The organism is Shewanella kaireitica, from assembly GCF_023284045.1.
Taxonomy (GTDB): Bacteria; Pseudomonadota; Gammaproteobacteria; order Enterobacterales; family Shewanellaceae; genus Shewanella; species Shewanella kaireitica.
This window is the reverse complement of sequence record NZ_JAKIKQ010000015.1, coordinates 101,604-126,227: the sequence shown is the minus strand read 5'-3', so window position 1 is coordinate 126,227 and position 24,624 is coordinate 101,604. Positions and strand designations below refer to the sequence as shown.

The 24,624-nt window shown below is 44.1% G+C and carries 21 protein-coding genes; 9 read left to right on the top strand and 12 right to left on the bottom strand.

Annotated elements, in window-relative coordinates:
- Nucleotides 1-741 precede the first annotated feature (741 nt).
- Nucleotides 742-2,361 carry an AbgT family transporter gene (locus L2730_RS16925; protein WP_248975669.1) on the top strand — a complete coding sequence of 540 codons (1,620 nt, stop codon included), beginning with the start codon at nucleotides 742-744 and terminating at the stop codon, nucleotides 2,359-2,361.
- A gap of 598 nt (nucleotides 2,362-2,959) precedes the next feature.
- Here the strand turns inward: L2730_RS16925 and L2730_RS16920 are convergent.
- Complete coding sequence (locus L2730_RS16920; RefSeq protein ID WP_248975668.1) at nucleotides 2,960-4,018, bottom strand: bifunctional transcriptional activator/DNA repair enzyme AdaA; 1,059 nt, start codon at nucleotides 4,016-4,018, stop codon at nucleotides 2,960-2,962.
- Nucleotides 4,019-4,213: 195 nt separating this feature from the next.
- Here L2730_RS16920 and L2730_RS16915 point away from each other — a divergent pair, with 195 nt between their 5' ends.
- Genes L2730_RS16915 through L2730_RS22065 form a run of 3 tightly spaced genes read left to right on the top strand, consistent with a single transcriptional unit; the run spans nucleotide 4,214 to nucleotide 5,786 of the window.
- A complete protein-coding gene (locus tag L2730_RS16915; protein WP_248975667.1) occupies nucleotides 4,214-5,137 on the top strand; it encodes a DMT family transporter in 924 nt (307 codons plus the stop codon).
- A gap of 28 nt (nucleotides 5,138-5,165) precedes the next feature.
- On the top strand, nucleotides 5,166-5,402 hold the full coding sequence (locus tag L2730_RS16910) for a DNA glycosylase family protein (protein WP_248975666.1): 237 nt from the start codon (nucleotides 5,166-5,168) through the stop codon (nucleotides 5,400-5,402).
- A gap of 9 nt (nucleotides 5,403-5,411) precedes the next feature.
- On the top strand, nucleotides 5,412-5,786 hold the full coding sequence (locus tag L2730_RS22065) for a DNA-3-methyladenine glycosylase family protein (RefSeq protein WP_346347831.1): 375 nt from the start codon (nucleotides 5,412-5,414) through the stop codon (nucleotides 5,784-5,786).
- Between the two features lie 1,275 nt (nucleotides 5,787-7,061).
- Here L2730_RS22065 and L2730_RS16905 read toward each other — a convergent pair.
- The 3 genes from L2730_RS16905 to L2730_RS16895 form a co-directional block, all read right to left on the bottom strand.
- Nucleotides 7,062-10,211, bottom strand: a complete 3,150-nt coding sequence (locus tag L2730_RS16905; protein ID WP_248975665.1) for an efflux RND transporter permease subunit — start codon at nucleotides 10,209-10,211, stop codon at nucleotides 7,062-7,064.
- 9 nt (nucleotides 10,212-10,220) lie between these two features.
- Nucleotides 10,221-11,378 (bottom strand): efflux RND transporter periplasmic adaptor subunit, encoded by a 1,158-nt coding sequence (locus L2730_RS16900; protein ID WP_248975664.1) that lies wholly within the window; start codon nucleotides 11,376-11,378, stop codon nucleotides 10,221-10,223.
- Between the two features lie 344 nt (nucleotides 11,379-11,722).
- The gene (locus L2730_RS16895) at nucleotides 11,723-12,412 is read right to left on the bottom strand and encodes a DNA-3-methyladenine glycosylase I (protein ID WP_248975663.1); all 690 of its coding nucleotides are present in this window, start codon (nucleotides 12,410-12,412) and stop codon (nucleotides 11,723-11,725) included.
- 157 nt (nucleotides 12,413-12,569) lie between these two features.
- On the opposite strand from L2730_RS16895, the gene L2730_RS16890 reads away from it, so the two are divergent.
- On the top strand, nucleotides 12,570-13,196 hold the full coding sequence (locus L2730_RS16890; RefSeq protein ID WP_248975662.1) for a glutathione S-transferase family protein: 627 nt from the start codon (nucleotides 12,570-12,572) through the stop codon (nucleotides 13,194-13,196).
- Between the two features lie 5 nt (nucleotides 13,197-13,201).
- Here the strand turns inward: L2730_RS16890 and L2730_RS16885 are convergent, their stop codons facing one another.
- On the bottom strand, nucleotides 13,202-13,732 hold the full coding sequence (locus tag L2730_RS16885) for a thioesterase family protein (protein WP_248975661.1): 531 nt from the start codon (nucleotides 13,730-13,732) through the stop codon (nucleotides 13,202-13,204).
- Nucleotides 13,733-13,937: 205 nt separating this feature from the next.
- On the bottom strand, nucleotides 13,938-15,977 hold the full coding sequence (prlC, locus tag L2730_RS16880; protein ID WP_248975660.1) for an oligopeptidase A: 2,040 nt from the start codon (nucleotides 15,975-15,977) through the stop codon (nucleotides 13,938-13,940).
- Nucleotides 15,978-16,252: 275 nt separating this feature from the next.
- Here prlC and L2730_RS16875 point away from each other — a divergent pair, with 275 nt between their 5' ends.
- From L2730_RS16875 to gorA, 3 genes are all read left to right on the top strand, one after another.
- Nucleotides 16,253-17,038, top strand: a complete 786-nt coding sequence (locus tag L2730_RS16875; RefSeq protein WP_248975659.1) for a hypothetical protein — start codon at nucleotides 16,253-16,255, stop codon at nucleotides 17,036-17,038.
- Between the two features lie 120 nt (nucleotides 17,039-17,158).
- Entirely contained in the window at nucleotides 17,159-17,626 is a 468-nt protein-coding gene (locus L2730_RS16870; RefSeq protein WP_248975658.1) for a hypothetical protein, read from the top strand.
- A gap of 339 nt (nucleotides 17,627-17,965) precedes the next feature.
- Complete coding sequence (gorA, locus tag L2730_RS16865; protein ID WP_248975657.1) at nucleotides 17,966-19,321, top strand: glutathione-disulfide reductase; 1,356 nt, start codon at nucleotides 17,966-17,968, stop codon at nucleotides 19,319-19,321.
- A gap of 77 nt (nucleotides 19,322-19,398) precedes the next feature.
- On the opposite strand, the gene L2730_RS16860 is transcribed toward gorA, so the two are convergent.
- Nucleotides 19,399-19,707: a hypothetical protein gene (locus L2730_RS16860; protein WP_248975656.1), complete on the bottom strand. Its 309-nt coding sequence runs from the start codon at nucleotides 19,705-19,707 to the stop codon at nucleotides 19,399-19,401.
- Nucleotides 19,708-20,089: 382 nt separating this feature from the next.
- Between L2730_RS16860 and L2730_RS16855 the strand changes: the two genes are divergently transcribed.
- Complete coding sequence (locus tag L2730_RS16855; protein WP_248975655.1) at nucleotides 20,090-21,022, top strand: YeiH family protein; 933 nt, start codon at nucleotides 20,090-20,092, stop codon at nucleotides 21,020-21,022.
- Nucleotides 21,023-21,039: 17 nt separating this feature from the next.
- Here L2730_RS16855 and L2730_RS16850 read toward each other — a convergent pair whose 3' ends face one another.
- From L2730_RS16850 to L2730_RS16830, 5 genes are all read right to left on the bottom strand, one after another.
- On the bottom strand, nucleotides 21,040-21,189 hold the full coding sequence (locus tag L2730_RS16850; protein WP_248975654.1) for a hypothetical protein: 150 nt from the start codon (nucleotides 21,187-21,189) through the stop codon (nucleotides 21,040-21,042).
- Nucleotides 21,190-21,305: 116 nt separating this feature from the next.
- The gene (locus tag L2730_RS16845; protein ID WP_248975653.1) at nucleotides 21,306-22,013 is read right to left on the bottom strand and encodes a DJ-1/PfpI family protein; all 708 of its coding nucleotides are present in this window, start codon (nucleotides 22,011-22,013) and stop codon (nucleotides 21,306-21,308) included.
- A gap of 175 nt (nucleotides 22,014-22,188) precedes the next feature.
- Nucleotides 22,189-23,373 carry a cyclic di-GMP phosphodiesterase gene (locus L2730_RS16840; protein ID WP_248975652.1) on the bottom strand — a complete coding sequence of 395 codons (1,185 nt, stop codon included), beginning with the start codon at nucleotides 23,371-23,373 and terminating at the stop codon, nucleotides 22,189-22,191.
- A gap of 268 nt (nucleotides 23,374-23,641) precedes the next feature.
- Nucleotides 23,642-23,860, bottom strand: a complete 219-nt coding sequence (locus L2730_RS16835) for a hypothetical protein (protein ID WP_248975651.1) — start codon at nucleotides 23,858-23,860, stop codon at nucleotides 23,642-23,644.
- An 8-nt stretch (nucleotides 23,861-23,868) separates the two neighbouring features.
- Nucleotides 23,869-24,624: a DNA-binding protein gene (locus L2730_RS16830; RefSeq protein WP_248975650.1), complete on the bottom strand. Its 756-nt coding sequence runs from the start codon at nucleotides 24,622-24,624 to the stop codon at nucleotides 23,869-23,871.

Below are 24,624 nucleotides of genomic sequence, written 5' to 3'. Positions count from 1 at the left end.
ATAGGCGCTATATTAGAGTCATCCCCAACGGACAGTTATTTTGTAAGCGTTACCGAACATTGTTAACCAATCAATCCCTTTTGGACTCATTCAACATGAGTCCTTTTTTTTTGGCCGTTAATAATGACTAACACATTGTTTAAACATTAATAACTGTTCATCTAACCTGGCTTTACCATTCAGCATTGATACAGCTTATAGGCGCTATATTAGAGTCATCCCCAACGGACAGTTATTTTGTAAGCGTTACCGAACATTGTTAACCAATCAATCCCTTTTGGACTCATTCAACATGAGTCCTTTTTTTTGGCCGTTAATAATGACTAACACATTGTTTAAACATGAATAACTGTTCATCTAATCTACCTTTCGCATTCAGCTTTGATACAGCTTGTAGGCGCTATATTAGAGTCATCCCCAACGGACAGTTATTTTGTAAGTTTTACCAAACATTGTTAACCAATCAATCCCTTTTGGACTCATTCAACATGAGTCCTTTTTTTTGACTTTTTTATTCTGTCCCCACTTTCAAAAAGCTCTACACAGGTGTGTCATACCGCACAGCTGTAAGCTTTACAGCCCCTTTTAAGGTTCAATTAATTTTTGTTATCCATCATGCAAGGTCGATTTACATATCGAACCATAGATATAGCGGTTCGACTACAAAATAGATGTTTCAAAGCAACCTAAGCTGACTCCATAACAAACATAAAAATAATTAGACAATTGAAGGAAGATCACATGAGCACCGATAAAGGCGAGAGCTTGCCTCTACCTAACGACCCACCCTCTAGTCCCGAGCAGAAACAGAGTGGTTGGTTTGTAAACTTCCTCAATGTTGTTGAACGTCTAGGCAACTTGCTGCCTCATCCTATAACGCTATTTGCAATGTTTTGCGCTGCGGTAGTAGTTATTAGTGGTATTGCTGGTTACTTTGAACTAACGGTTATTGACCCGCGCCCTGAAGGAGCCTCTGGCCGCAGCGCCGACGGTCTCATCCACGTTGTAAGCCTGATGAATGCCGAAGGCTTACGTATGATCGTATCTAACTTGGTTACCAACTTCACAGGCTTTACCCCGCTCGGTACCGTGCTTGTTGCACTGCTAGGTGTTGGTATAGCTGAACGTTCTGGTTTGCTTTCTGCAGCTATGCGTTTATTGGTTATGGGTACATCAAAGCGGCTTGTGACCCTTACCATAGTATTTGCGGGCATCGTGTCTAACACTGCAGCAGAACTTGGATATGTCGTGCTAATCCCAATGGCTGCGATGATCTTCCACTCACTCGGCCGTCATCCATTGGCAGGTTTAGCTGCAGCCTTTGCAGGTGTTTCAGGTGGTTATAGCGCCAACCTATTATTAGGAACCGTCGACCCATTGCTGTCGGGCATTACTGAAGCTGCCGCGCAGATGATAGATCCTGACTACCTTGTCGGCCCAGAGGTGAACTGGTATTTCATGTTTGTTTCTACCTTCCTCATTACCTTTTTGGGCGCACTAGTAACCGAGAAAATCGTTGAACCTAAGCTGGGTAAGTATGACCCGAGTGAAGCGGCAACAGATCTCAGCGAACAAAAAATGGACGGGGTAACAGACCTAGAAAAAAGAGGCCTTAAGGTTGCGGGTATCGCAGTACTCGCCATGTCATGCCTGCTGGCGCTGACCGTAGTACCTGAAGGTGCGCCGCTGCGTAACCCAGATACAGGCCTAGTTGCAGGCTCACCATTTCTGAAAGGAATCGTGGCCTTTATCTTTATCTGCTTCGCTATTCCTGGTTTGGTTTACGGTAAAGTGGTCGGCAGCATGAAGCGTGATATCGACGTCATTAATGCCATGTCTCACAGCATGAGTAGCATGGGCATGTACATCGTATTGGTATTTTTTGCCTCGCAGTTTGTTGCCTTCTTTAAGTGGACTAACTTGGGTGCCGTGCTTGCAGTATCGGGCGCGGATGCACTGAACGCTATTGGGCTCACCGGACCATTAGTCTTTGTGCTGTTTATTATGATGTGTGGCTTTATTAACTTAATGCTCGGCAGCGCCTCTGCTCAATGGGCTGTTACCGCCCCTATCTTTGTGCCTATGCTTATGCTTGTTGGTTATGCCCCAGAAACTATCCAGGCAGCCTATAGAATCGGTGACTCAGTCACTAACCTCATTACCCCGATGATGAGTTATTTTGGCCTCATTTTAGCGGTAGCATCGCAATATAAAAAGAACCTCGGCATCGGCACCTTAGTCGCCACTATGCTGCCATACTCCATCGTGTTCTTTATTGGCTGGACCTGCTTCTTCTTCATCTGGGTATTCGGCTTTGGCTTGCCAGTAGGGCCAGGCGCTGAAACTTATTACACGCCTTAAGGACGAGACGCTAATCAATAGTAAATGCTGATGATTAGACCGTATCTTCTATTATGAGATACGGTCTTTTTTATGGGAGCGAGATTAGGGGACGACTCTCGAATATTAGCGGCGCTAGGCGCAAGTAGTTAAGGTTTTGAGCTCTATTAGAGCATATTAGTTTTTGACTACTTGGAAACTCACTTTTGGACAGGAATGGCTTAGCACAAAGAATTTAAAGGTCAGTATAAGGGTTCAGAAAATATATGGTAATTCAGCTGTATTGAGCTTTTGCAAGTCGCCGTGAATATATCCCTATAGGCTCTGCTAAATCATCCATGATTTAGAAGCTTGAACAGCCCAAATCAGATGAATAACGAGTAAGCCCACTTTAGTCGCTAACTTATTATTGGACAAATACCTGTCAGGGCCTCTTCTAATTTAGCCATCCTTGAATAACTTTTAGTATCCCAAAACCCAAAAGACCACCGTTGTCAACGGTGGACGATTTACTCGGAACTGGACATAACCTTCCACTCTCCATCAACACTATTAGATTTATTATGCAGGATTTTTCAGCGAGTATTCAATATTTCACTTATCCTAGTGATCAATTAAATTAGCGCCTTGCTCTTTCCATATCCAACAATGTTCTTTTGCGCTCTAATCCCCAGCGGTAACCTCCTAAAGAACCGTCACTGCGCAATACTCGGTGACAAGGGATAAGAATCCCAACTGGATTTTTGCCACAAGCGGTTCCTACAGCGCGAACCGCCTTCGGGCTATCAATATGCTCTGCAATCTCACCATAGCTCATCACATCCCCTTCTTTGATGCTTAGTAAAAATTGCCACACCTTGATTTGGAATGCCGTTCCTCTGATATCAAGAGGCACATCGGGTCTGGGAGCGCCCTGACTAATATGCTGATCTAAAGCCAACATCCAGCTATCCAGCTCTGATGTATCTTGTGCCGCAGAAAGTACAAGCTGAGCCTCTGGAAACTCATCACATAAAAGGGTTAGCAAAGACTCTTTATCATCACCAAACTGTACCGAGCATACCCCCTTATCTGTCGCAGCCATTATCATGTACCCAAGTGCCGTCTCTCGACACGCATAATGGATAGTTTCACCTTTACCGCCAGCTCTGTATGCTTTTGGCGTCATGCCAATATTTCTGGTCGCTTCACCATATATCCGACTTATTGAGCCATATCCTGACGAATAAATCGCATCAGTTACACCCTCTCCCTCTTTTAACGAACGCTTAAATTTTCGCATTCGCACTGCATCCTGATAATGCTTGGGTGACACACCAAACATGTCTTTAAATGTGCGTTGTAATCGGGAAGGTGAAAGCCTTGCAATATTGCCCAGCTGGGTTAGCGTCATTTTGTTTTCGGCATGAGTTTCTATATAGCGAGCCACATCGATTAGCTGATGTGTACGCTCATCCTGTCCTGCTGGATTGCAACGCTTACAAGGACGAAACCCTGCATGCATTGCGGATTCAATATCAAAAAAAAATCTCAGATTTTCTGGATTTGCCGCTTTGGTTGAACAGGAAGGCGAACAGAATACGCCAGTGGTGATGACGCCATAGTAAAACTGTCCGTCAAAAGATCCATCTCTCTGCGCTATCGCATTTTTCATTTCGTTTTCAGATAACTTTGGCATAGCTACGCTCACTATTTAGCTGTATTCATCAATATCTCATCACAGCAAGCTTGATGATACCATCCGATTCTTGCTGGTTAATTCACGACAGTTTACTAACCCTTCAATTTAAATGTGGCGCAATTTTCGGATGTTTTAAGGTTGTCGCCATAGCTAGTATGAACTTAAAGACGAATAACAAGGATTATATCGACCATGACATCTAGCATTAATCACTCTATGAATTCAAAAGTATGGGCTATGCTCATTTTGCTCTCCATCTTATGGGGTGGATCTTTCTTCTTTGTAGGCGTAGTGGTCAATGACCTCCCTCCATTAACCATAGTGACACTTAGAGTTGGCATTGCAGCGTTTACTCTATGGGGGATAGCCATGATGCTTGGCTTACGTCCGCCAAAAAGTCTAAAAATCTGGGGGGCATTCTTAGGGATGGGATTGCTGAACAACGTTATCCCTTTTGCTCTGATTGTATGGGGGCAAACTCAGATTGCATCAGGTCTGGCCTCTATTCTGAACGCTGCAACGCCGATATTTACCGTAGTTGTGGCAGGTATTTTTCTGCCTGATGAACGACCGACTCCGTTAAAACTGTTCGGCGTTGCTCTCGGCTTCGTCGGTGTAGTCGTAATGATTGGAGTACCAGCTTTAGGTGGCGAAGGCAGCTTGTTAGCACAGCTTGCTATTGTTGCCGCCACAGTATCTTACGCATTTGCAGGCGTATACGGGCGCAGATTCAAATCACTGGGCATTAATCCTGTTGTTACCGCAGCAGGACAGGTCACCGCCTCAACACTTATATTGCTTCCTATCACGCTATTTGTAGATGGTGCTATCGATACGGACAAAACAAACATGAGCACATGGATAGCGATTGTAGGGCTTGCCGTTGCTTCCACAGCGCTAGCTTATATTCTCTATTTCAAAATCCTTGAGCTGGCAGGCGCAACAAACGTGTTGTTGGTAACACTGCTTGTACCAGTCTCTGCGACTCTGCTTGGCTCATTATTCCTGAACGAATCGCTGGAAGTTATTCATATCTTGGGAATGGCGTTAATAGCCTTTGGGTTATCCGCTATTGATGGCCGCCTGTGGCACCGACTGAAATCAGTCTTTGCTTAACCAATGACCCATTACAAACAGGATACTTATGGACAACAAGACCTTACGCCTAGGGATGCAACACCTTATTCAAGTAGACCCAGATATAAAAGAAGCTTTTATTGAACTGGGTATGCCAGAAGCTCGTATGCGATCTAGTGGTTTTGAGGTTTTCCTATTTACGATTATCAGTCAGCAGCTATCTAGCAAAGTAGCGACGGCAATTATGGAACGTGTCCTTTGCTTAATGGAAGGAGTTACTCCCGAGCAATTCATAAAGATTTGAGGTCAAAGCCTGCGTGAAGCTGGCTTATCTTTTAGAAAGATTGAGTATACCCAAGGCTTAGCTAGAGCTGCTCTCGATGGTACCTTTGATATTGATGGTCTGAAAAGGCTCGGAGATAAAGAGGCCATAAAAGCAATCACTAATATCAGAGGACTTGGTCGCTGGAGTGCTGAAATACATCTTATGCTTTCATTAGGACGGACGGATGTATTTCCTGCTGATGACTTGGGGTTGCTTGTCGGATTACAGCTATTGAAAGGGCTTGATAGCAGGCGAACACCAAAGCAAGCGCGTGAAATGGTTGAGCATTGGAATCCTTGGAGAAACATCGGCGCAATATTTTTATGGGACTATTATCGCCATTGTATCTCTGTTCAGAAGTAAATCATGGCATTACCAATCTACATAAATATGCACCTTATAAATCAAAGATGAAAGCGCGATTTTTACTAGTTTTGGGGAGATTAAGAGCGCCGCCCTTAACCGTCAGCCATGAGAAAAAGTACTGTGACTTCAGTGGCACGACCCGCCACTGAGTAATTGCGTTAACTCACAATGGGGCAAAAGTGAGTTAAAAAACTAACAGAAAACACCTATTTCCCCATCGAAGTTGCCGAAGTACGTTGAAGAAATAACCGTAATGCCCACACGGATGTGGGCATAGCTTTCGCGGGACAGGATGTCCCATCGGAAGCGTTAGGCTATTTTGAATAAGTGCGAGGGAGATAACTTCGTCGGGGCGGCAGGGGTGATCCAAGAGGGGATTGCTGTTGATCCCCTTTTGGCCGAGTGTGAGCTGGAAGCTCACGACTTTGATCAAGCGTAGCTTGATAAAACTAATAGAGGACCAACTCACTTTGGGGCAAAAGTTAGTTTCAAAAACTTACAGAACACACTAATCCCCATCGGAGTTGCCGAAGTACGTTGAAGAAATAATCGTAGTGCCCACACGGATGTGGGTATAGCTTTCGCGGGACAGGATGTCCCATCGGAAGCGTTAGGTGATTTCAAATAAGTACGAGGGAGACAACTTCGTCTGGGGCGCTGAGGGATTGCCAAGGGGCATAAGCGCTTTGCCCCTTGGCTCGGGTGTGGGCGAAGCGCCACGACTTAGGTCAAGCGTAGCTTGATAAAACTAATAGAAGGCCAACTCATTTTGGGGCATTTCCGCGTTAAGCATCGAGCCGCAAGGGTATAAATTGAAACACCAGTAAACCAGTGTAGATACGGCTGAAGCCGTCGAAAACATGGCCAATTCTGTTCCATACATAATTTGGTATTCCCTCCATCCATGGAGGTCTGATGTTTTCGTTGAGCTTACACGGACGTACTTGAAGCATGCTTCAGCAGTGTCTGCACATACGCTCGTTCCTACACATCCATGTGTTCACGACATTCGGTCATCCTGTCCAGCACCCGCTTGAGGCAATTAATATTCACGAGGCCACAAGTTCAAATAGGTTGCTTGGTAACACCAGTCAAAATGTAATTAGTCTTCATCCGAAGGCCAACCAACTTTGGGGCACAAATCTGCTAGCCCAAATCTGCTTTTGTACACAAGAGTGCCAGCCTAAAACCTCAACAAATCTCAGTTCGGGTCAGACTCAAACAACAAAAAGCCCAGCAAATGCTGGGCTCTTTTAGTCAATAACTGTGACGTTATTTATTCGCTTTGGCTTCTGCCTTGGCTGCTTTAGCGTTATCTCGCTCGCGCTTACTGAACATGCGCTCAACAATCACGAAGAAGATTGGGATGAAGAAGATCCCCATAAAGGTAGAACTCATCATGCCGCCTAGTACAGCTGTACCAATTGCGTTTTGGCTACCAGAACCTACACCGCTACTGATAGCGAGTGGTACAACACCAAGACCAAATGCTAATGATGTCATTAGAATTGGACGTAGACGCACTCGGACTGCATGCAATGTTGCTTCTACCAAGCCCGCCCCTTTCTCGTAGAACTCTTTGGCGAATTCTACGATTAGGATGGCATTTTTGGTTGCAAGCCCCACCGTTGTCAGTAGACCTACCTGGAAGAATACGTCGTTTGGTAAACCACGACCATTCATCGCAATAAGTGCACCAATAATACCCAGTGGGATCACTAAGATCACCGAGAACGGTACCGACCAACTCTCATAAAGTGCTGCCAATACTAGGAATACTACCACTACAGATAGTGCATATAGCATAGGTGCTTGGTTACCTGAGAGGCGTTCCTCATAGGACAGACCATTCCACTCAACACCAAACCCTGGCGGTAGCTTCTTGACCATATCTTCGATAATAGCCATCGCTTCACCAGTACTGAAGCCTTCAGCTACACCACCTTGAATATTCATCGCAGGTAGGCCATTAAAGCGCTCTAGGCGAGGAGAACCGTATTCCCATGTACCTGTAGCAAACGCTGAGAATGGCACCATTTCGCCTTTGCTATTTCGCACGTACCAAGCATCGATATCTTCAGGTTGCATACGGTAATCCGCTTCACCTTGAACATATACTTTCTTCACTCGGCCACGGTCGATAAAGTCATTGACGTAGTTACCACCCCAAGCTGTACCAAGCACACTGTTTACCGCATCAATATCGACGCTCAATGCACGCAGTTTTGCATGATCGATATGCACTTGATAAAGCGGTGCATCCTCTTGGCCATTTGGACGAACGCCCACTAGGTTTGGATTTTGCGATGCCATGCCTAACAGCATGTTACGTGCTTCAACTAACTTGTCATGCCCTTGGCCATTTCTGTCTTGCAGATAGAAGTCGAAACCGTTAGCCGTACCCAGTTCGATCACCGCTGGCGGTACGAACGCAAATACAAAGGCCTCTTTCATCTGCATGAACATGCCCATTGCACGACCTGCAACTGACTGCACGTCTTGCCCAGGCTCTGTACGCTCAGCCCAATCTTTAAGACCTACGAAAGCAATACCCATGTTCTGACCGTTACCAGCGAAACTAAAGCCCGATACGCTAAATACTGATTTAACGTTGTCGCCTTCAGCGCCCAGGTAAAAGTCAGTCACATCATCGAGTACTGCTTGGGTTGCTTGCTGAGTCGAGTTCACTGGCAAAATGGCTTGAGTAAACAAGATCCCCTGATCTTCATCAGGTAGGAAAGCCGTTGGCATGCGCATGAAGATCCAGCCAACCGCAACACTAATAGCAAGATAAACCATCATGGTGCGACCAATACGCTTGATCATCGCAGCAACACTGGCTTCATAGCGTGAGGTTAATGCATCAAATTTGCGGTTAAACCAGCCAAAGAAACCTGTTTTGGTATGGCTTTCACCTTTAGCAATAGGTTTAAGCATGGTGGCACAAAGCGCTGGTGTTAGGATAATCGCAACCATCACCGATAATGCCATTGCAGACACAATCGTAATGGAGAATTGCCTGTAAATTACACCGGTCGAGCCTGACATAAATGCCATAGGCACGAACACTGCAGATAGTGTCAAACCAATACCGACCAACGCGCCGGTAATTTGATCCATCGACTTCTTAGTCGCTTCGATGGGGCTTAGCCCCTCCTCCTGCATCACACGCTCAACGTTCTCGACCACAACAATCGCATCATCAACCAACAGGCCGATTGCTAGTACCATGGCGAACATGGTTAAGGTGTTTATCGAGAATCCCGCTGCAGACAAAATAGCGAATGTCCCCAGCAACACTACAGGTACCGCAATGGTCGGGATCAGCGTTGCGCGAAAGTTTTGCAAGAACAGGTACATGATCAAAAATACTAAGACCACGGCTTCAAGCAAGGTATGGACTACACCTTCAATCGATTTTTCAACGAAAGGTGTGGTGTCGTATGGATATACAACCTCCAACCCTTCAGGGAAAAATGGACGCATCTCTTCAATTTTTGCTCGCACGCCTTCAGCTGTTGCTAACGCATTGGCACCCGTCGCTAACTGAATACCAATACCAGCTGCTGGTTTACCATTATAAAATGATTCAACCGAGTAGCTTTCAGCACCCAGCTCAACTCTCGCGACATCTTCTAAGAAGACTTTAGCGCCAGAAGGGTCAGCTTTAATAATGATCTTTTTAAATTGATCAGCCGTCTGTAAACGACTTTGTGCAGAAACCGTTGCGTTAAGCTCCTGACCTGCAACAGAGGGCGAACCACCTAATTGACCTGCTGATACTTGGGCATTTTGCTCTCTAATAGACGAGATAATGTCCATGCTCGTCAGGTTATATTGGGTCAGTTTGAGCGGATCAAGCCAGATACGCATTGCATATTGCGCACCAAACAGCTGAATAGTACCCACACCTGGAACACGACTCATTGGATCTTGAATGTTCGAGCCTACATAGTCCGAAATATCATTTTTATCCAACGAGCCATCTTCTGATACAAAACCTACAACCATCAAGAAGCCAGCACTCGACTTGGCAACGTTTACACCTTGAGCCTGTACCTCTTGCGGTAACAGTGGCATCGCAAGCTGGAGCTTATTCTGCACCTGTACCTGAGCAATATCAGGATCGGCCTCAGCGTTAAAAGTTAAGGTGATTTGCGCATTACCGAAGCTATCACTGGTTGAAGATATATAGCGAAGATGGTCAAGACCTGTCATTCGCTGCTCAATTACCTGAGTAACTGAATCTTCCATTGTCTTTGCAGACGCACCAGGATAAACGGCGCTAATCACTACCGATGGTGGCGCAATACTAGGATATTGAGACACTGGCAATCCGAAGATTGACAGCACCCCAGCTAGCATCACAATAATGGCGATTACCCAAGCAAAAATAGGGCGATCGATAAAGAAACGTGCCATAGCTCTACCCTATTTCTGTTGTTGTGCTTGAGGTTTCTTATCTGCCACTAAAGGACCAGCCTTAACAGGTGCTCCAGGGCGAATTTTTTGCAGGCCTTCAACAATAAGTTGATCGCCCACATTCAAACCATCGGTAATACGCCATTGGTTATCAATCACTTGTGCAGTAGTCACAATACGCGATGCAACCTTACCGTCAGCAATTACCATAGCAACAGCCTGGCCTTTAGTATTACGGGTAATTGCGCGCTGCGGCACTAAAATAGCCTCCGGATCGGTACCCGTATTGAGCACTGCACGCACATACATACCTGGCATTAACAAACCGTCAGGGTTAGGAAACTCAGCCCGTAAAATCACTGAACCAGTATTTTCATTCACGCTAACTTCAGCAAACTGCAATAAGCCATCGTGTCTGTAAGTCGAACCATCTTCCAAAATAAGCTTCACACCTGCATTTTCAGATGCCTTAAGTTGGCCATCATTCAACTGCGACTTTAAGCGTAATAGCTGAGCACTCGATTGAGTGATCTCGATGTTGATTGGATCAAGCTGCTGAATAGTAGCTAGAGTATCAGTCTGACTAGCGGTGACTAGAGCGCCCGCTGTCACTGATGACTTACCGATACGACCAGAAATTGGTGCACGTACTTCGGTATACTCAAGATTAATCGATGCGGTATTAATAGCAGCTTCTGCCACAGTTACACGCGCCAGCGCTTCTTTATAAGCAGCGTCAGCTTCATCGTAATCTTGCTCACTGATAGAGTTTAGCTTTACAAGCTTCTCAAATCGCTTTGCTTTAGCTTTAGCTGATACTAAGCTCGCTTGAGCACTCTTAAGATCGGCTTTTGCACTAACAAGTGCCGCTTTGTAAGTTGCAGAGTCAATTTGGTATAACGACTGACCTTTTTCTACATCTTTACCTTCAACAAAGCCGCGATTCATAATGATACCGCTAACTTGAGGACGAACCTCGGCTTCTAAATAAGCCTTACTTCTTCCTGGTAATTCAACCAAAATAGATTGAGGTTTAGCTGCAATAGTAATTGCACCCACCTCCATAGGCCCTCTTTCTTGAGGCCCCATGTTTTCCGGTTTTTGCTCACATCCAGTTATCCATAACGCCACACTTAAAACAGAGGCAATTTTCACTATTTGCCGCATGAGAACTCCTATAAGGCCATCTACTTGGTAATTGATTCGTTTAAAGCACAAAATGCCGTCAAATTAAGCTTTGAAAGCATAATTTTTTGTCTATTGATTTAACGAGTCTTTATCTCATAATGTCGGCTTGTCAACAAGCAGATATACCAGTTTAAATTGTAAGCTGATAAGAATTTCTGCGCTAAATCAGCCACATATGTTTCAAAAATGTAAACAAAATGGCAGTTACAGCTAGCCTATTAGCTCTAAGTGTAGATTAGCTGACATTGGATAGTGGAAATTAACAATAAATCAACTTACCCAGCAAAAAGAAAACATCCAGCAAACTGTTAGATTCTGCGAAGTTAAATACGGTTGTCCCCAACGCTACAAGCCAAAATTCGGCTAATATCTGCCAAGCTACGTCCCGACTCTTGCTGCCAGTGAGTAAACACCGTTTGCACCTGTTTTAGCCCTGATTTCGAGCTAAAGCCGTAGTCAATTAAATGATGTGCTTTAAAGTATCCCTGCACATCACCCGTCAATAAAAATGTGTCTTTACCGATTGCACGTAAAAAGTAAGGGCCAGTGTTACCACCAAGGCGGTTACCTTTACGCTTAAGTTCAGCCCATAACCCGGTAATGTTTTCACTTGACCAGCTCGCTAAATACTCGGCAAAACTACCATGTTCGCGGGCGATATCGTTCACCATATGGGCGTTGTCGTAAATCGCCATGGTTTTCTTTAAGTGTCTAATAAGCGTGGCATCACTCGCTCTATCTTGCAGCTGCTCAGGAGATAACATCAGTACTTTAAAAGGCTCAAAATTGAAAAATACTTTTTCATAAGCCGGCCACTTGGCCTCAACAATTCGCCATACAAAGCCACTTTGAAATACCTTTTTGCTCATTTCAGAGAGTAGCTGTGCATCTTTGTATTGACCGATTTCATCCTCTTCAAGGCTAGCGGACATCAACAGCTCAAGCCCTTCAGGGCCACCTTTTCGCTCTGCTGCTCGCTCATAGATTGATGCAAATTTTTCAATACGACTCATTATTACTCCTTTAATTATTACTAACCCGCTGAACGGCATTGCTTTATCAAGATAACACTCGCGTACGGCACTTAGACGGCAAAATCCGCACATTGTGGTGAACCCATTTAGCAACTAGAGTTAACCCAATAACTTTCGATTGGAGCCAGTAACTAGTATGGATCTGTATTACCATCCACTGTCACGACAATCACAAAAGGTTCTCATCGCCCTTTATGAAAAACAAGCTCATTTCTATCCGCATATCATTGATCTTACGGATCCCTATGCAAGGCGCGAATTCCAGCGAATAGATTCGACTGGCTACCTGCCGACATTACGAATTGAGTCCGGAGAAATAATCCCTGATGCGAGTGTTATCATAGAATATCTTGATGCGACTATCGATCAAGGTACTCAACTAATTCCATCTGCCACCTCAGATGCACTGCAAGTGCGCCTCTATGACAGGCTCAGTGATACACGCCTCGACAAGGTTATCGATAATTGGCAGAGCGCCCAGCGTCAAAATATAAACAACCAGTTAAGAATCAAGCAGCTTGAGAATGAGTTACTGACAACTTTAGACAGCTTTGATAGACGTCTTGCCACTAATCACTGGTTATGCGGCGACAGTTTTAGTCTTGCCGACTGCGCGACCATCCCTTGCTTACTATCATTAGAAACCAAATTCAATTTACTCGACTATGAGCATTTAGGTCGTTACTGGATCCAAGCCACATTGCGCGGAGCTATTAATCAGGTGCAAGAGGAAGTCGCACTGACGCTTGCACGTCAGGCATAACAGCTCTATGTGTTCTGCTGCTTTTTCAATTGTAAAAAGCTTTTCCACTTTTGCACTTCTGCGGGTAGTTCTGGCTGTGCAGCATTAAACTTTATCTCTTCCAACATGGCTGAAATAGGGACTTGCTTGCGCTTGCAAACAAATACGCCGCGAACATGGGCAATACAGTGTAAGCCTCGCTCACTAACAAAACGCTGCTCAACATAGAAGTACTTTTCATCCCAGCCGACCATCTTGCTTTCAATGTCGAACTTGGCAAAAGGCTTAATATCGCGAATATAGGTAAATTCAGCCGCATTAATAATCGGCATCCAACCAAGCTTTAAGAAACGTTTTAGTAGTCCCATTTCTGACAGCATATAGGTTCGAGCCAGATCCATAAACGCTGGATAACGTGAATTGGTCAAGTGAAAGTTGATATCGCAATCGCTAGGAAGCGCGCGGTAACTCAGGGTGCTTTTACCTAAAAAATCAATTTTGTTGCAATGACGTACGCGCCAAGCAAACAACCAAAAAAGCCTAAAATAGAGATTCATTTACTGCTAAACCCACATCCTTGATAAATAACAGCGGGCAGGCTACCAAAGGTCATACCAGATGACAAGCCATGAAGTAATTCCAAATTTTTGCTCTATACGCCTTAAATTGAAAAGCGGGAGCCTTGCTTAATTCATCATATCGATTGGATTGGTAAAAATAAAAAAGGCACTCAAAGCGCCTTTTCCTCAATTACTCTGCGGCTTAGCCATTAATACCACTATGTCTTAGCAGCGCATCCGTTTTCGGCTCACGCCCACGGAAGCGTTTAAATAGCTCCATCGGCTCTTCACTACCGCCCATTTCAAGAATATTTTCAAGGAAGCGTTTGCCTGTTTCAGCATTAAAGATCCCTTGCTCTTCAAATAGTGAGAAAGCATCGGCGGATAGCACCTCAGCCCACTTATAGCTGTAATAACCCGCCGCGTAACCACCAGCAAAAATATGTGCAAAACCATGTTGGAAGCGATTAAAATCAGGCGCTTTCACTACAGCAACCAAATCTCTAATCTCATTAAGCTTTTCTTGGATCTGCGCACCTGCAGCTGGGTCAAATTCTAAATGCATCTTAAAATCAAACAGCGAGAATTCAAGCTGGCGCAGCATCATCATGCCCGACTGGAAGTTTTTCGCCGCCAGCATTTTGTCTAGCATCTCTTTGGGTAATGGCTCACCTGTTTCAAAATGGCCAGAGATCTCAGCTAACGCCTCCTCCTCATAACACCAGTTCTCCATAAACTGACTCGGTAGCTCAACGGCATCCCACGGCACACCGCTAATACCAGATACACCACCTACATCAATTTTGGTCAACATATGGTGAATACCATGGCCAAACTCGTGGAATAAGGTAGTCACTTCATCGTGAGTGAACAGCGCCGGCTTACCCGCAACGGGTGCATTGAAGTTACATGTTAGGTAAGCCACAGGATCTTGTAGACCAGCTGATGTTGCACGACGTGCGCGACAATCATCCATCCATGCGCCGCCACGTTTGCCTTCACGGGCATAAAGATCTAAATAAAAACTGCCTCTATGCTCGCCACTACTGTCACTGATATGGAAGAAACGCACATCATCGTGCCAGCTATCAAACTGTTTTTGCTCTTCGACTTTAAGACCGAATAAGCGTGAAACAGTATAGAACAGCCCTGACAACACTTTGTCTTCAGGGAAATATGGACGGAGTAATTCTTGAGAGATCTCATAGCGGTGTTGCTTAAGCTTTTCAGCATAAAAGCTCAAATCCCAAGCAGCCAAATCTGTCGCGCCGTATTCGCTCGCTGCAAACTGTTTTAATTCTTTAAGCTCAGTCTCACCTTGGGTCTTTGAACGAGCAGCAAGCTCGGTCAAAAATGCCAATACTTGCGCAGGCGTTTCTGCCATTTTTGTGGCAAGAGATTTATCGGCAAAGCTGTCGAAACCTAAAAGGTTGGCAAGTTCATGGCGTAAAGCCAAAATCTCATCCATCAAGGGGCCATTGTCAAACTCACCCGCATTAGGGCCTTGGTCTGATGCACGAGTGACAAATGCGCGATAACACTCTTCACGCAGCTCACGGTTTTCACTGTAGGTCATTACAGGTAGATAAGATGGGAAGTCTAAGGTAAATAGCCAGCCTTGTTGCTCTTTAGCTTCAGCCATAGCGGCCGCTGCCGCTATGGCTGATTCAGGCAAACCTTTAAGCTCTGTCTCATCGGTGATCAACTTGCTCCACGCTTGGGTCGCATCGAGTAGTTGGTTAGAGAAACCACTGGTAAGTTCTGACATCCGTTTAACTAGCTCGCCATAACGCAATTTGTCGCTATCACTTAATCCAATGCCTGATAGCTCAAAATCACGCAGACTGTTTTCAATCATCTTCTTTTGCGCTTGTGAGTAGCTCGCAAATTCGGCTGATGCAGCCAGCGACTTATAAGCTTGGTACAACCCTTGGTGTTGACCCACAAAAGTGCCGTACTCAGAGAGCAATGGCAGACAAGCATCATGGGCTGCGCGCCATTCATCATTGCTAACGACAGAGTTCATATGAGAAATAGGTGACCAGATTTTACCAAGCTCATCATCAACATCGTCGAGCGGAGCCACTAAGTTGTCCCAAGTGAAAGTGCCAGTGTTTTGCAGTACTTCATCGATTTTGGCTCGGCAGTTGGCAATCCCCTGCTCGACAGCGGGCTGAATATGTTCTGGCTTGATACTCGAAAAAGGAGGAAGCTTAGCGCTTTTTAATAAGGGGTTGCTCATGGTGAGTCCTTAACATTCTATGTTGATAGATAAAGAGATGAGGGTGAGTAAGCCAATATTCAATTGCATTCGTAACAATAGTTACATTTAACCTATCACCTAACAGCTAAAAAACCGCTTTACCTTGACTAAAGTCAAATTTTTTTAGTACAGATAACAGCCAATATTAGTATTGCAAAGCGCTTCGCAAATACAACCTATTATCATTTACATTCATTGCGTTGAATCTATCATGAACGGGATTTTATCCTTTCGCCAAATTACTGAGTTTTGCCATGAATAATGCTTCTAAAATTGCCATTGCTATGCCATTGCTAATGACTTCTACTTTTATCTTTGCTGACGAATCTCCGAATATTGATGACTCCCACAGTACCAAGATAATGGAAAAACTGCCGTTAGATGATAGTGGCGAAGTTCAAGCATTATTCGACTTAGGTTGGGACTCAAAATATATATCTGAAGGCCGCGATAACCTTGATAAGGGCGGCATATACTGGGCTACGGCCTCAGTACAAAAGGACAATCTAAATGCCTATGTTACTGTTGGCCGTGGGGACAGCCAACACTACATAGAGTACAACTTCGGCCTAGAATACGGTTTCGAGCTATCTGAAAACTTAAGCGGTAGCATCGGCTATCAACGCCTCGAGTTTTATGGTGATGAGCGTGCCCATGATAATGAACTGTTTAGCACCATTGAATACAGCAAATACGATTGGTTAGTGCCTTCAGTTAGCTACACCTACTCAACGGAAGCTGCAGGTTACTTTGTAGAAGTGAGTTTACATAGCAATTGGGAGCTTACCGAAAGTTTGAGTGTGACACCTTACGTAACCCAAGGATTCGACTTTCAATACGTGACAGAAGAACATGACGGCGCCAACCACTTCCAGTTTGGCGTTGAGGCTGAGTACCAACTGCCTAATCAATGGGTACTATCTGGGCACATAAGCCACAGCATTGCCCAAGAAGATATTAAACTTGAAGCGAGAGAAAACGGAAATACCAGCAGTTTAGATGAAACTTACGCTGGCATGCACCTTAGCTGGAGCTTTTAAATAACCTCCCATCCCATTTAGTTGAGCTATAGTTGTTTTTGCAGCGTTAATACGCCGCAAAAATAGCAACACTGTCATTTGCAAAGGATTGCAGATGCAATACAACTCAGAGGACAAGGAATGTTACTCACCTTTTATCGCGTCATCATCATTTTTTTACTACTTCTTTGCCCTTACGCCATAGCGAGTGATTCCTCCACTTTGCCTTTAGGCGCAGTGCTGGACGATAAAGGCCAGCCGTTGGCAATACCGACCCAAAACAAAACGGCCTTGAGTTACTCAACTCCACCACCAGCAAACACCAGTCATAACAGCAAAACACCTCAATCCAAGCCTAAACCTAAATACAAAAAGATCAGTCGTAAACAACAGCTTGCAAGTCGAAAAAACGTGGCCAATGACGCGGGTTGTCGCTGGCTTAATGGCCGTATGAAACTGCTAGAGAAACAACTTAGACTAGGTGTAAATCACCGTAATCAACATCAGCAGCAAGAACTTAACGTAAGGCAAGATGAATGGGAATGCTTAAAGTGTGGTGTAGAAGGCCCCAACCCCAGTGATCATCATAGCTGCCAATATCGACGCTAACCTGAGAAAAGGGATCTGAAAGTTCTCAGACGAGTATCAGGTCTAAACTGTTACTCGATGAGTTAAGCTTGATGGTCGAAGATTGAAATAGACAACATTCATCCCAATATAAGTTAGCAAGCTCACAGTCTATCGCTAGAATATTTGCTCTGGTTCAAATAAATATTTAGCTCTACAATGGCTGCATCTAGATTCGACAAGCTATAAAAATTTGGGACGATGTGAATCTTTTCGATTCTAAATTAGTCATATAAATATTGGCATCCGTCGTACACAGGAACAAAAGCCTCAGTCTTATTCGCTTTTGATCCTCAATAAGTTACTTTTTTGGAGATACAAATGGCTCAACATTTTGATTATATCTGTCTTGGCGCTGGTAGCGGCGGTATCGCTTCAGGTAATCGTGCAGCAATGCGCGGCGCAAAAGTATTGGTAATTGAAGCAAAACACGTTGGCGGCACTTGCGTAAATGTAGGCTGTGTACCTAAAAAAGTGATGTGGTATGGCGCTCATGTCGCCGAATCTATGCATCTATTCGCTAAAGATTATGGTTTTGACGTAACCGTTAATAACTTTGACTGGAACACATTAGTTGATAACCGCGAAGCCTATATTGGCCGAATCCATGATGCTTACGGACGTGGTTTTGCCAGCAATAATGTCACTCTGCTAAATGGTTACGGTAAGTTCGTTAACGCTAATACTATTGAGGTCAATGGTGAGCACTATACTGCCGATCATATCCTTATCGCGACAGGCGGAGCCCCTACGATTCCAAATATCCCAGGTGCTGAATACGGTATTGATTCAGATGGATTCTTCGCGCTACGTGAACAGCCGAAACGTGTTGCCGTTGTAGGTGCAGGTTATATTGCCGTTGAACTTGCCGGCGTATTACATGCATTAGGTAGCGAAACTCACTTATTAGTACGCAAACATGCTCCCCTGCGTAACTTCGATCCGATTTTGACTGACACTTTAGTGGAAGCGATGAAAATCAATGGGCCGACATTACACACCCACAGCATTCCAAAAGCCGTAGTTAAAAATGCCGATGATAGCCTGACACTAGAACTTGAAAACGGCGACAGCATTACCGTAGATAGCTTAATTTGGGCCATAGGTCGTTCACCTTCTACCGGCAACATTGGTCTTGAAAATACTGATGTTAAGCTTAATGAAAAAGGTTATGTGGTCACCGACGAGCAGCAAAATACCACCGCTAAAGGCATTTATTGCGTTGGCGACATCATGGAAGGTGGCGTAGAACTTACCCCTGTCGCAGTGAAAGCAGGTCGCCTGTTATCAGAACGTTTATTTGGCAACATGCCAAATGCCAAGATGGATTACAGCGTTATTCCAACAGTGGTATTCAGCCACCCACCTATTGGCACTATGGGACTGACTGAACCGGAAGCAGAAGAACAATTTGGCAAAGATAACATTAAGGTTTACACCTCAGGCTTTACCTCAATGTACACCGCTATTACCGCACATCGTGAAGCCTGCAAAATGAAGTTGATTTGTGCTGGTGAGGATGAAGTTGTTGTCGGTATCCACGGTATTGGTTTTGGTATGGATGAAATTCTACAAGGCTTTGGTGTGGCCATGAAGATGGGCGCAACTAAAGCAGACTTTGATGCAGTTGTCGCCATACACCCAACTGGCGCCGAAGAGTTTGTTACCATGCGTTAGGCTATTATTTTAAATACTTTATGAAACCCTAAGTTGGTATTAACTTAGGGTTTTTTATTGTCTAAAATCGGCGGTAATTACGACTTACATTTATAAATAACCGCCACCACTTTCACCATTTCACCTTGATCGATATGGATCCAGACAATGTGGGTTCCATTCAGTTTTTCGGCGTACTTCATCGCTTGGTTTTTAGCCTCTTGCAGCGCAAACTCTCCTCGACCTTTACCTCTTGCCATCGCAAAACTGTCGCAATGGGTCACCTCAAAGTCATAGGCCTCATTAATCCGATGATATAACTGCTGCTCGTTAACATCTTGTGCGCCCCACCAAGACGAGCAACTGCTGACAAAACAGCAAAAAAAAATAACGATGAATTTCAGCACTAAATAAACCCTATTGAACACTGGGAGACTCTGATGGACTGAGTGAACCGATAGGCTGCTGGAGTGATATCTACATCGAAATGTATCATTTACCTACCATTACAAGTCGCTATAGTTCCACTTTGTTAGTGAGGTTTATTTTCTGTGAAATATAAGCAACATACAGTCAAGCTATGTAAATAAGTGAAAGTTAACTGCGACATAGAGTAAATATGAGATCTGACTTGCGTTTAACTGCTTAATAACCGCTCAAGCTCTAAGTTGATTGCGAATACCAAGATTAAATTTTTATGAATCTATAAGTAAGTAGTATTTAATTTATCAAAATCAAAGTAAACGCTATACTCAGCTGCTCAATCGCAGCCGGTAGCTCACTCATTTAATGACCATCCTCAATCAGCCACGATCACAACTCGCCCTTTTTATCATCATTGCTCTGCTGTGTTTGTTGCCAGTGATTTCATCACCTATTGCACTCATTCTTGGTTTTACCCTTGCCAGTATAGGTTGGGCACCTGATCAGCTACTACTGGCAAAACTGACCAAAAAGCTACTCGCTTTTTCCATTGTTGGTTTGGGTTTTGGTATTCAGCTCGATAATGCAATTACGGTGAGCCTAGAAAACCTACCACTTATTATTGGTTCAATCATCTTCACTTTAGTATTGGGTGTGTTGCTAACTCGATTACTGAAATTTGATCGCAAAACGGGTTACCTGATTGCATCTGGTACCGCTATTTGTGGTGGCAGTGCGATTGCGGCAGTATCGCCTGCAATTAAGGCAAACAGCGAACAAGCTGCTGTCGCTTTAGCGACGGTATTTATACTTAACTCCATCGCACTATTTCTATTCCCAGCCATTGGTCACGCACTATCGATGACGCAACATGAGTTTGGCGTCTGGAGCGCTATTGCAATACATGATACATCGTCAGTCGTTGGGGCCGCTTCCGCTTATGGTAATGAAGCACTCACCACTGCAACCACTATTAAACTTGCACGCGCCTTGTGGATTATTCCCATCGCTTTAGTTAGCGCCATACTTTTTAGTGGTGATAAGAAAAAAATTACTATCCCCTACTTTATTGGCTTTTACTGCTTAACCATCGCAATTGCGTATTGGCTTCCTCAAGGCGCGCCATTTTATGAGGTCGCATTTAGTGTATCTAAACGCTTATTAGTGGTGTGTTTATTCTTAATTGGTGCAGGAATTACGCTAAAAAAGATGAAAGCGACAGGCGCTAAGCCGTTGCTGCTGGGTTTGCTATTGTGGTTAGCAATTGGCTCGAGTTCACTGGCCTATATTCTTTATTAAATATAAGCTTGCAAAGATTAGTCTTGAGTGGGATTTTGGCTACGAAACACCAGCCATAGTAGTGCACTAAAGGCAGCTAAGTCGATGAGCGCTCGAGTCAAACCGGTCGTCATCAGTGAAGCGCTAATAAAGACAATACAGCAGAGTAAAATTAACCACTTGTTCATGCGCTCCTCCCAATTAACATTTTATATGAAACGCAATTATTGAGGAGCTTTGATATTCCCGCCAATATCCTTTATTACTAATTAATAGCATTTTCAGCTAAGGCTATACTTTTTGTTTATAAAGAAACTGCATAAGGGTCGTTACTGCTGTCATCCAGCCAGTGGTACTCGGTAAGCGTTTCAATACGTCGAGCTTCTACTTCACCATGCAACATCTTAACCCAATACAATGCTGCGTCAGTGCCCGCAGAGACACCGGAGGAGGTTAAGTACTTGCCGTCATCAACCCAACGCGCTTTAGGCTGCCAATCAACGCTTTCAGCAAGCGACGTCACCCATTGATAAGCCATTTTATTGGTAGTTGCTTTTACGCCGTTTAACTTGGCTGTTTTAGCTAATAACGCCGAGCCTGTGCAGATAGAAAATACCTTTTCACTGCGCTCTATCTGGGCAGTAAGCCAACGCAACATGAGCTCGTCATCAACTAATGTGCGGGTACCTAGTCCGCCAGGGATCAGCAGCAGATCGCAATCATAAGTTCTGTCCATCAATAGATCTGCAACCACCCTTGGGCCCTGATAACTTTTTACAAATTCGGTGGAAGCCACCAGCTTTATATCAACGTTCGGCATATGGCCTAACATTTCAACTGGGCCGTGCAAATCTAGAGTTTCATAGTCATCAAACACCAAAGCTAACACTCGATAACGACTAGATTGAAATGGTGTGGTTGTGGTGTTTGCAGCCGCTACGACTGGGAGTGTAAGCAAGCTCGACGCAACTGCCGCAGAGCCCATTTTCAAAAATTGTCGACGTTTGAACATAAGTCACCTGTTGTTATTCATTCTAGTTTTAGAACAAATTCTAGCGACTTAATTCAATGAATATAAAGTAAAAACTGGATAGCAGAGCTAGATCAAATAAACAGAACAACATGTGTAATAGAGGTCACAAAAAAGCGCCTTACTGGCGCTTTTTAATACTTTCATTCGAGAGAATTTAATAGAATGGAGTCGGATCGATTTCCAAGCTGCTTGGCGAGATCCCTTTTTCAATATTAAGGTCTGACTTAAGTAGATCAACCATAGTCACTTCAGTATAAAGTTTATGTCGATTTGAATAGAAGCACTTAACCTTAGGATGCAGAGCATCGCGATTTTTAGCTTCCCAAACGATACCGACTCGTCCATCAGATAACTCGACTAATGAGCCTACGGGATATACACCAACACAGCGAATGAATTCATATACCAGAGCTTGATCTAAATGAAATGGTGTTAAGCTCAGTAAGATTTTAAAAGCTGCGGCGGGGCTCATAGCCTCTTTGTAGCAACGAGTAGCTGTTAACGCATCAAAAATATCAACAATGCAGCTCATTCGCCCATGAATAGGGATCTCATCACCCTTTAACCCGCGTGGATAACCATTACCATCAAGCTTCTCATGATGCATTAAGCTAATATCTTTGCTGACTTGTGATAAACCAGCGGTGTTATTCATGATCTCAACCGCAAAAGTTTGGTGCAACTTTACATGCTCAAACTCTTCAGCGGTCAATTTTCCTGGTTTATTTAAAATCGCACTATCGACTTTAATCTTGCCGATGTCATGTAAGATCCCGCCGACAGCTAACTTTCTTAGCATGTCCGTATCAAACTTCAAATAACGACCAAAGGTGACTAGCAGAAATGCAACGTTAATAGAGTGCTCTAACAGGTAGGCATCTTTTGAACGCAGCGCTGATACACACTTCAACGCATCAGCATCAAGCAATACAGACTCAATCATATTGTCTGCAAGCGCCTCAAATGGCTCAACTTCTACCGCTTTGCCTTCAAAAGTTTCAGACAGCACTTTTTGGATGAGATCTTTTGCCTCAACCATTAATTCTTTGGCTTTCTTTTGAGTGTTTACTCGATCTGTGCTGACTCTTTTTACCACTGGAGTAGGCTTCAGATTTGGCTTATTTAAACCGCAATCTGCTGATGAGCGCTCAGCATTAACCCACACGTGGGTAATACCGCTGCGAAGCAACTTTGCAATGGCTTCTTTACTGCGGATCTGCCCTGCGTTAGCAATGCTCACTTGGCCCTTGGTATTGTCGATTGATTCGACAAACATTCCTACGCCTAACTTTGCGACCGAGACTTTTATTAAGCCTTTTGATTCAACGGAATCACCCATTATCTCTTTTATCCCCGGATGATAAAACTTGCAAAGCACTACAAAAAATAGCGCCGCCTCTACATACTGTTAGCTTTATGTTGCTGAATATGTCTTCAACTTATGGTTATTATTTTACGTAGAGGCAGACATTCTATTCTGAGTGATAACAAATCACCATAGCTAAAGCCAACTAAAACACTTGGTTAATGGAGAGCAAGATCAGAAAACAAAAAGATAATTCGCGACAATTGTTAAATATCAATTACTAATGTGATTAACCCCCCTTTTAAGATGTACCTACTTTTTTATAACAATCGAAACAATTTAAACCCCAACGTCGGTAAAGACAGTTGAAGCAAGACTGAGAATGGTCGTCAGTTTGCTCATCTTCATCATCCTCAACAAAAAAGCGACATGCTTTTGCCGCTTCTCGCGAAGCCGAATATGAGTTTGTATCGAACTTAAATCGCCACACCCCATCAATATAGGTAAACCATTTATCCATAGCAGCCTCTAATATGTTTTAAGTGTTTGCTTAGAAGCATTCACCCAAGCAGAACCATGACGACTGACTAAGAGCGCAAACATATGCTGACGGTATACTGCCTTTACCTTGCCAGTTAATAATATTCGTTCATCATCTGCTAATATTTTGCCGCTATCACTGAGCACCACTTGCAAGGGGGTGTTTGCTAGAATATCAGCCACTGTAAATTCAATGTCAGCGCCTTTATTATAATTCCCTAAACAAAACTGACCTTTAACACGACCGTCTTGGCCACTTAAGCGTAAACCAAGACCGGCTAAAGCCCCTATTACACCCTGTCCTGTACCACCATGTTCAGTCAGGTCGATACCCTGCTCAGTTGCCAATTGATAGGCTTGAGCCTTGGTTTTAACTGTCTCTTTGGCTGACTGGCCGAAGGCGATTAACGCACTGATATCGTATGATGAACTCATATCAAGTATTGCCAAGCCAGGATCGGAAGCTGCTGCAGACTCTTGCAACAGATGAGTCACACATATTTGCTTTATATCAGCAAAGTCGAGGTGACTTTCAAGCTGAAAGCACATGGCACTGTTGTGGGAGGTATAAGGGATATCAGGGTGGACAAATAACTGGTGCCGAGTCACCAAGCATCCTCCGCTATGCTCAGTCATTTTCAAGTGTTCTTGCTGTAAAAGGTGTGCAATCTCTTCAGCAATTTCCCCGGTACCTTTAGTGCCGATATCGTCAGTATCGTCAATGCAAATTAGCCAGTTTTTCAT

Bases quoted from the DNA above. Each gene is read 5' to 3' on its own strand.
- L2730_RS16925 (WP_248975669.1), top strand. From the start codon at position 742: ATGAGCACCGATAAAGGCGAGAGCTTGCCTCTACCTAACGACCCACCC.
- L2730_RS16920 (WP_248975668.1), bottom strand. From the start codon at position 4,018: ATGCCAAAGTTATCTGAAAACGAAATGAAAAATGCGATAGCGCAGAGA.
- L2730_RS16915 (WP_248975667.1), top strand. From the start codon at position 4,214: ATGACATCTAGCATTAATCACTCTATGAATTCAAAAGTATGGGCTATG.
- L2730_RS16910 (WP_248975666.1), top strand. From the start codon at position 5,166: ATGGACAACAAGACCTTACGCCTAGGGATGCAACACCTTATTCAAGTA.
- L2730_RS16905 (WP_248975665.1), bottom strand. From the start codon at position 10,211: ATGGCACGTTTCTTTATCGATCGCCCTATTTTTGCTTGGGTAATCGCC.
- L2730_RS16900 (WP_248975664.1), bottom strand. From the start codon at position 11,378: ATGCGGCAAATAGTGAAAATTGCCTCTGTTTTAAGTGTGGCGTTATGG.
- L2730_RS16895 (WP_248975663.1), bottom strand. From the start codon at position 12,412: ATGAGTCGTATTGAAAAATTTGCATCAATCTATGAGCGAGCAGCAGAG.
- L2730_RS16890 (WP_248975662.1), top strand. From the start codon at position 12,570: ATGGATCTGTATTACCATCCACTGTCACGACAATCACAAAAGGTTCTC.
- L2730_RS16885 (WP_248975661.1), bottom strand. From the start codon at position 13,732: ATGAATCTCTATTTTAGGCTTTTTTGGTTGTTTGCTTGGCGCGTACGT.
- prlC (WP_248975660.1), bottom strand. From the start codon at position 15,977: ATGAGCAACCCCTTATTAAAAAGCGCTAAGCTTCCTCCTTTTTCGAGT.
- L2730_RS16875 (WP_248975659.1), top strand. From the start codon at position 16,253: ATGAATAATGCTTCTAAAATTGCCATTGCTATGCCATTGCTAATGACT.
- L2730_RS16870 (WP_248975658.1), top strand. From the start codon at position 17,159: ATGTTACTCACCTTTTATCGCGTCATCATCATTTTTTTACTACTTCTT.
- gorA (WP_248975657.1), top strand. From the start codon at position 17,966: ATGGCTCAACATTTTGATTATATCTGTCTTGGCGCTGGTAGCGGCGGT.
- L2730_RS16855 (WP_248975655.1), top strand. From the start codon at position 20,090: ATGACCATCCTCAATCAGCCACGATCACAACTCGCCCTTTTTATCATC.
- L2730_RS16850 (WP_248975654.1), bottom strand. From the start codon at position 21,189: ATGAACAAGTGGTTAATTTTACTCTGCTGTATTGTCTTTATTAGCGCT.
- L2730_RS16845 (WP_248975653.1), bottom strand. From the start codon at position 22,013: ATGTTCAAACGTCGACAATTTTTGAAAATGGGCTCTGCGGCAGTTGCG.
- L2730_RS16840 (WP_248975652.1), bottom strand. From the start codon at position 23,373: ATGGGTGATTCCGTTGAATCAAAAGGCTTAATAAAAGTCTCGGTCGCA.
- L2730_RS16835 (WP_248975651.1), bottom strand. From the start codon at position 23,860: ATGGATAAATGGTTTACCTATATTGATGGGGTGTGGCGATTTAAGTTC.
- L2730_RS16830 (WP_248975650.1), bottom strand. From the start codon at position 24,624: ATGAAAAACTGGCTAATTTGCATTGACGATACTGACGATATCGGCACT.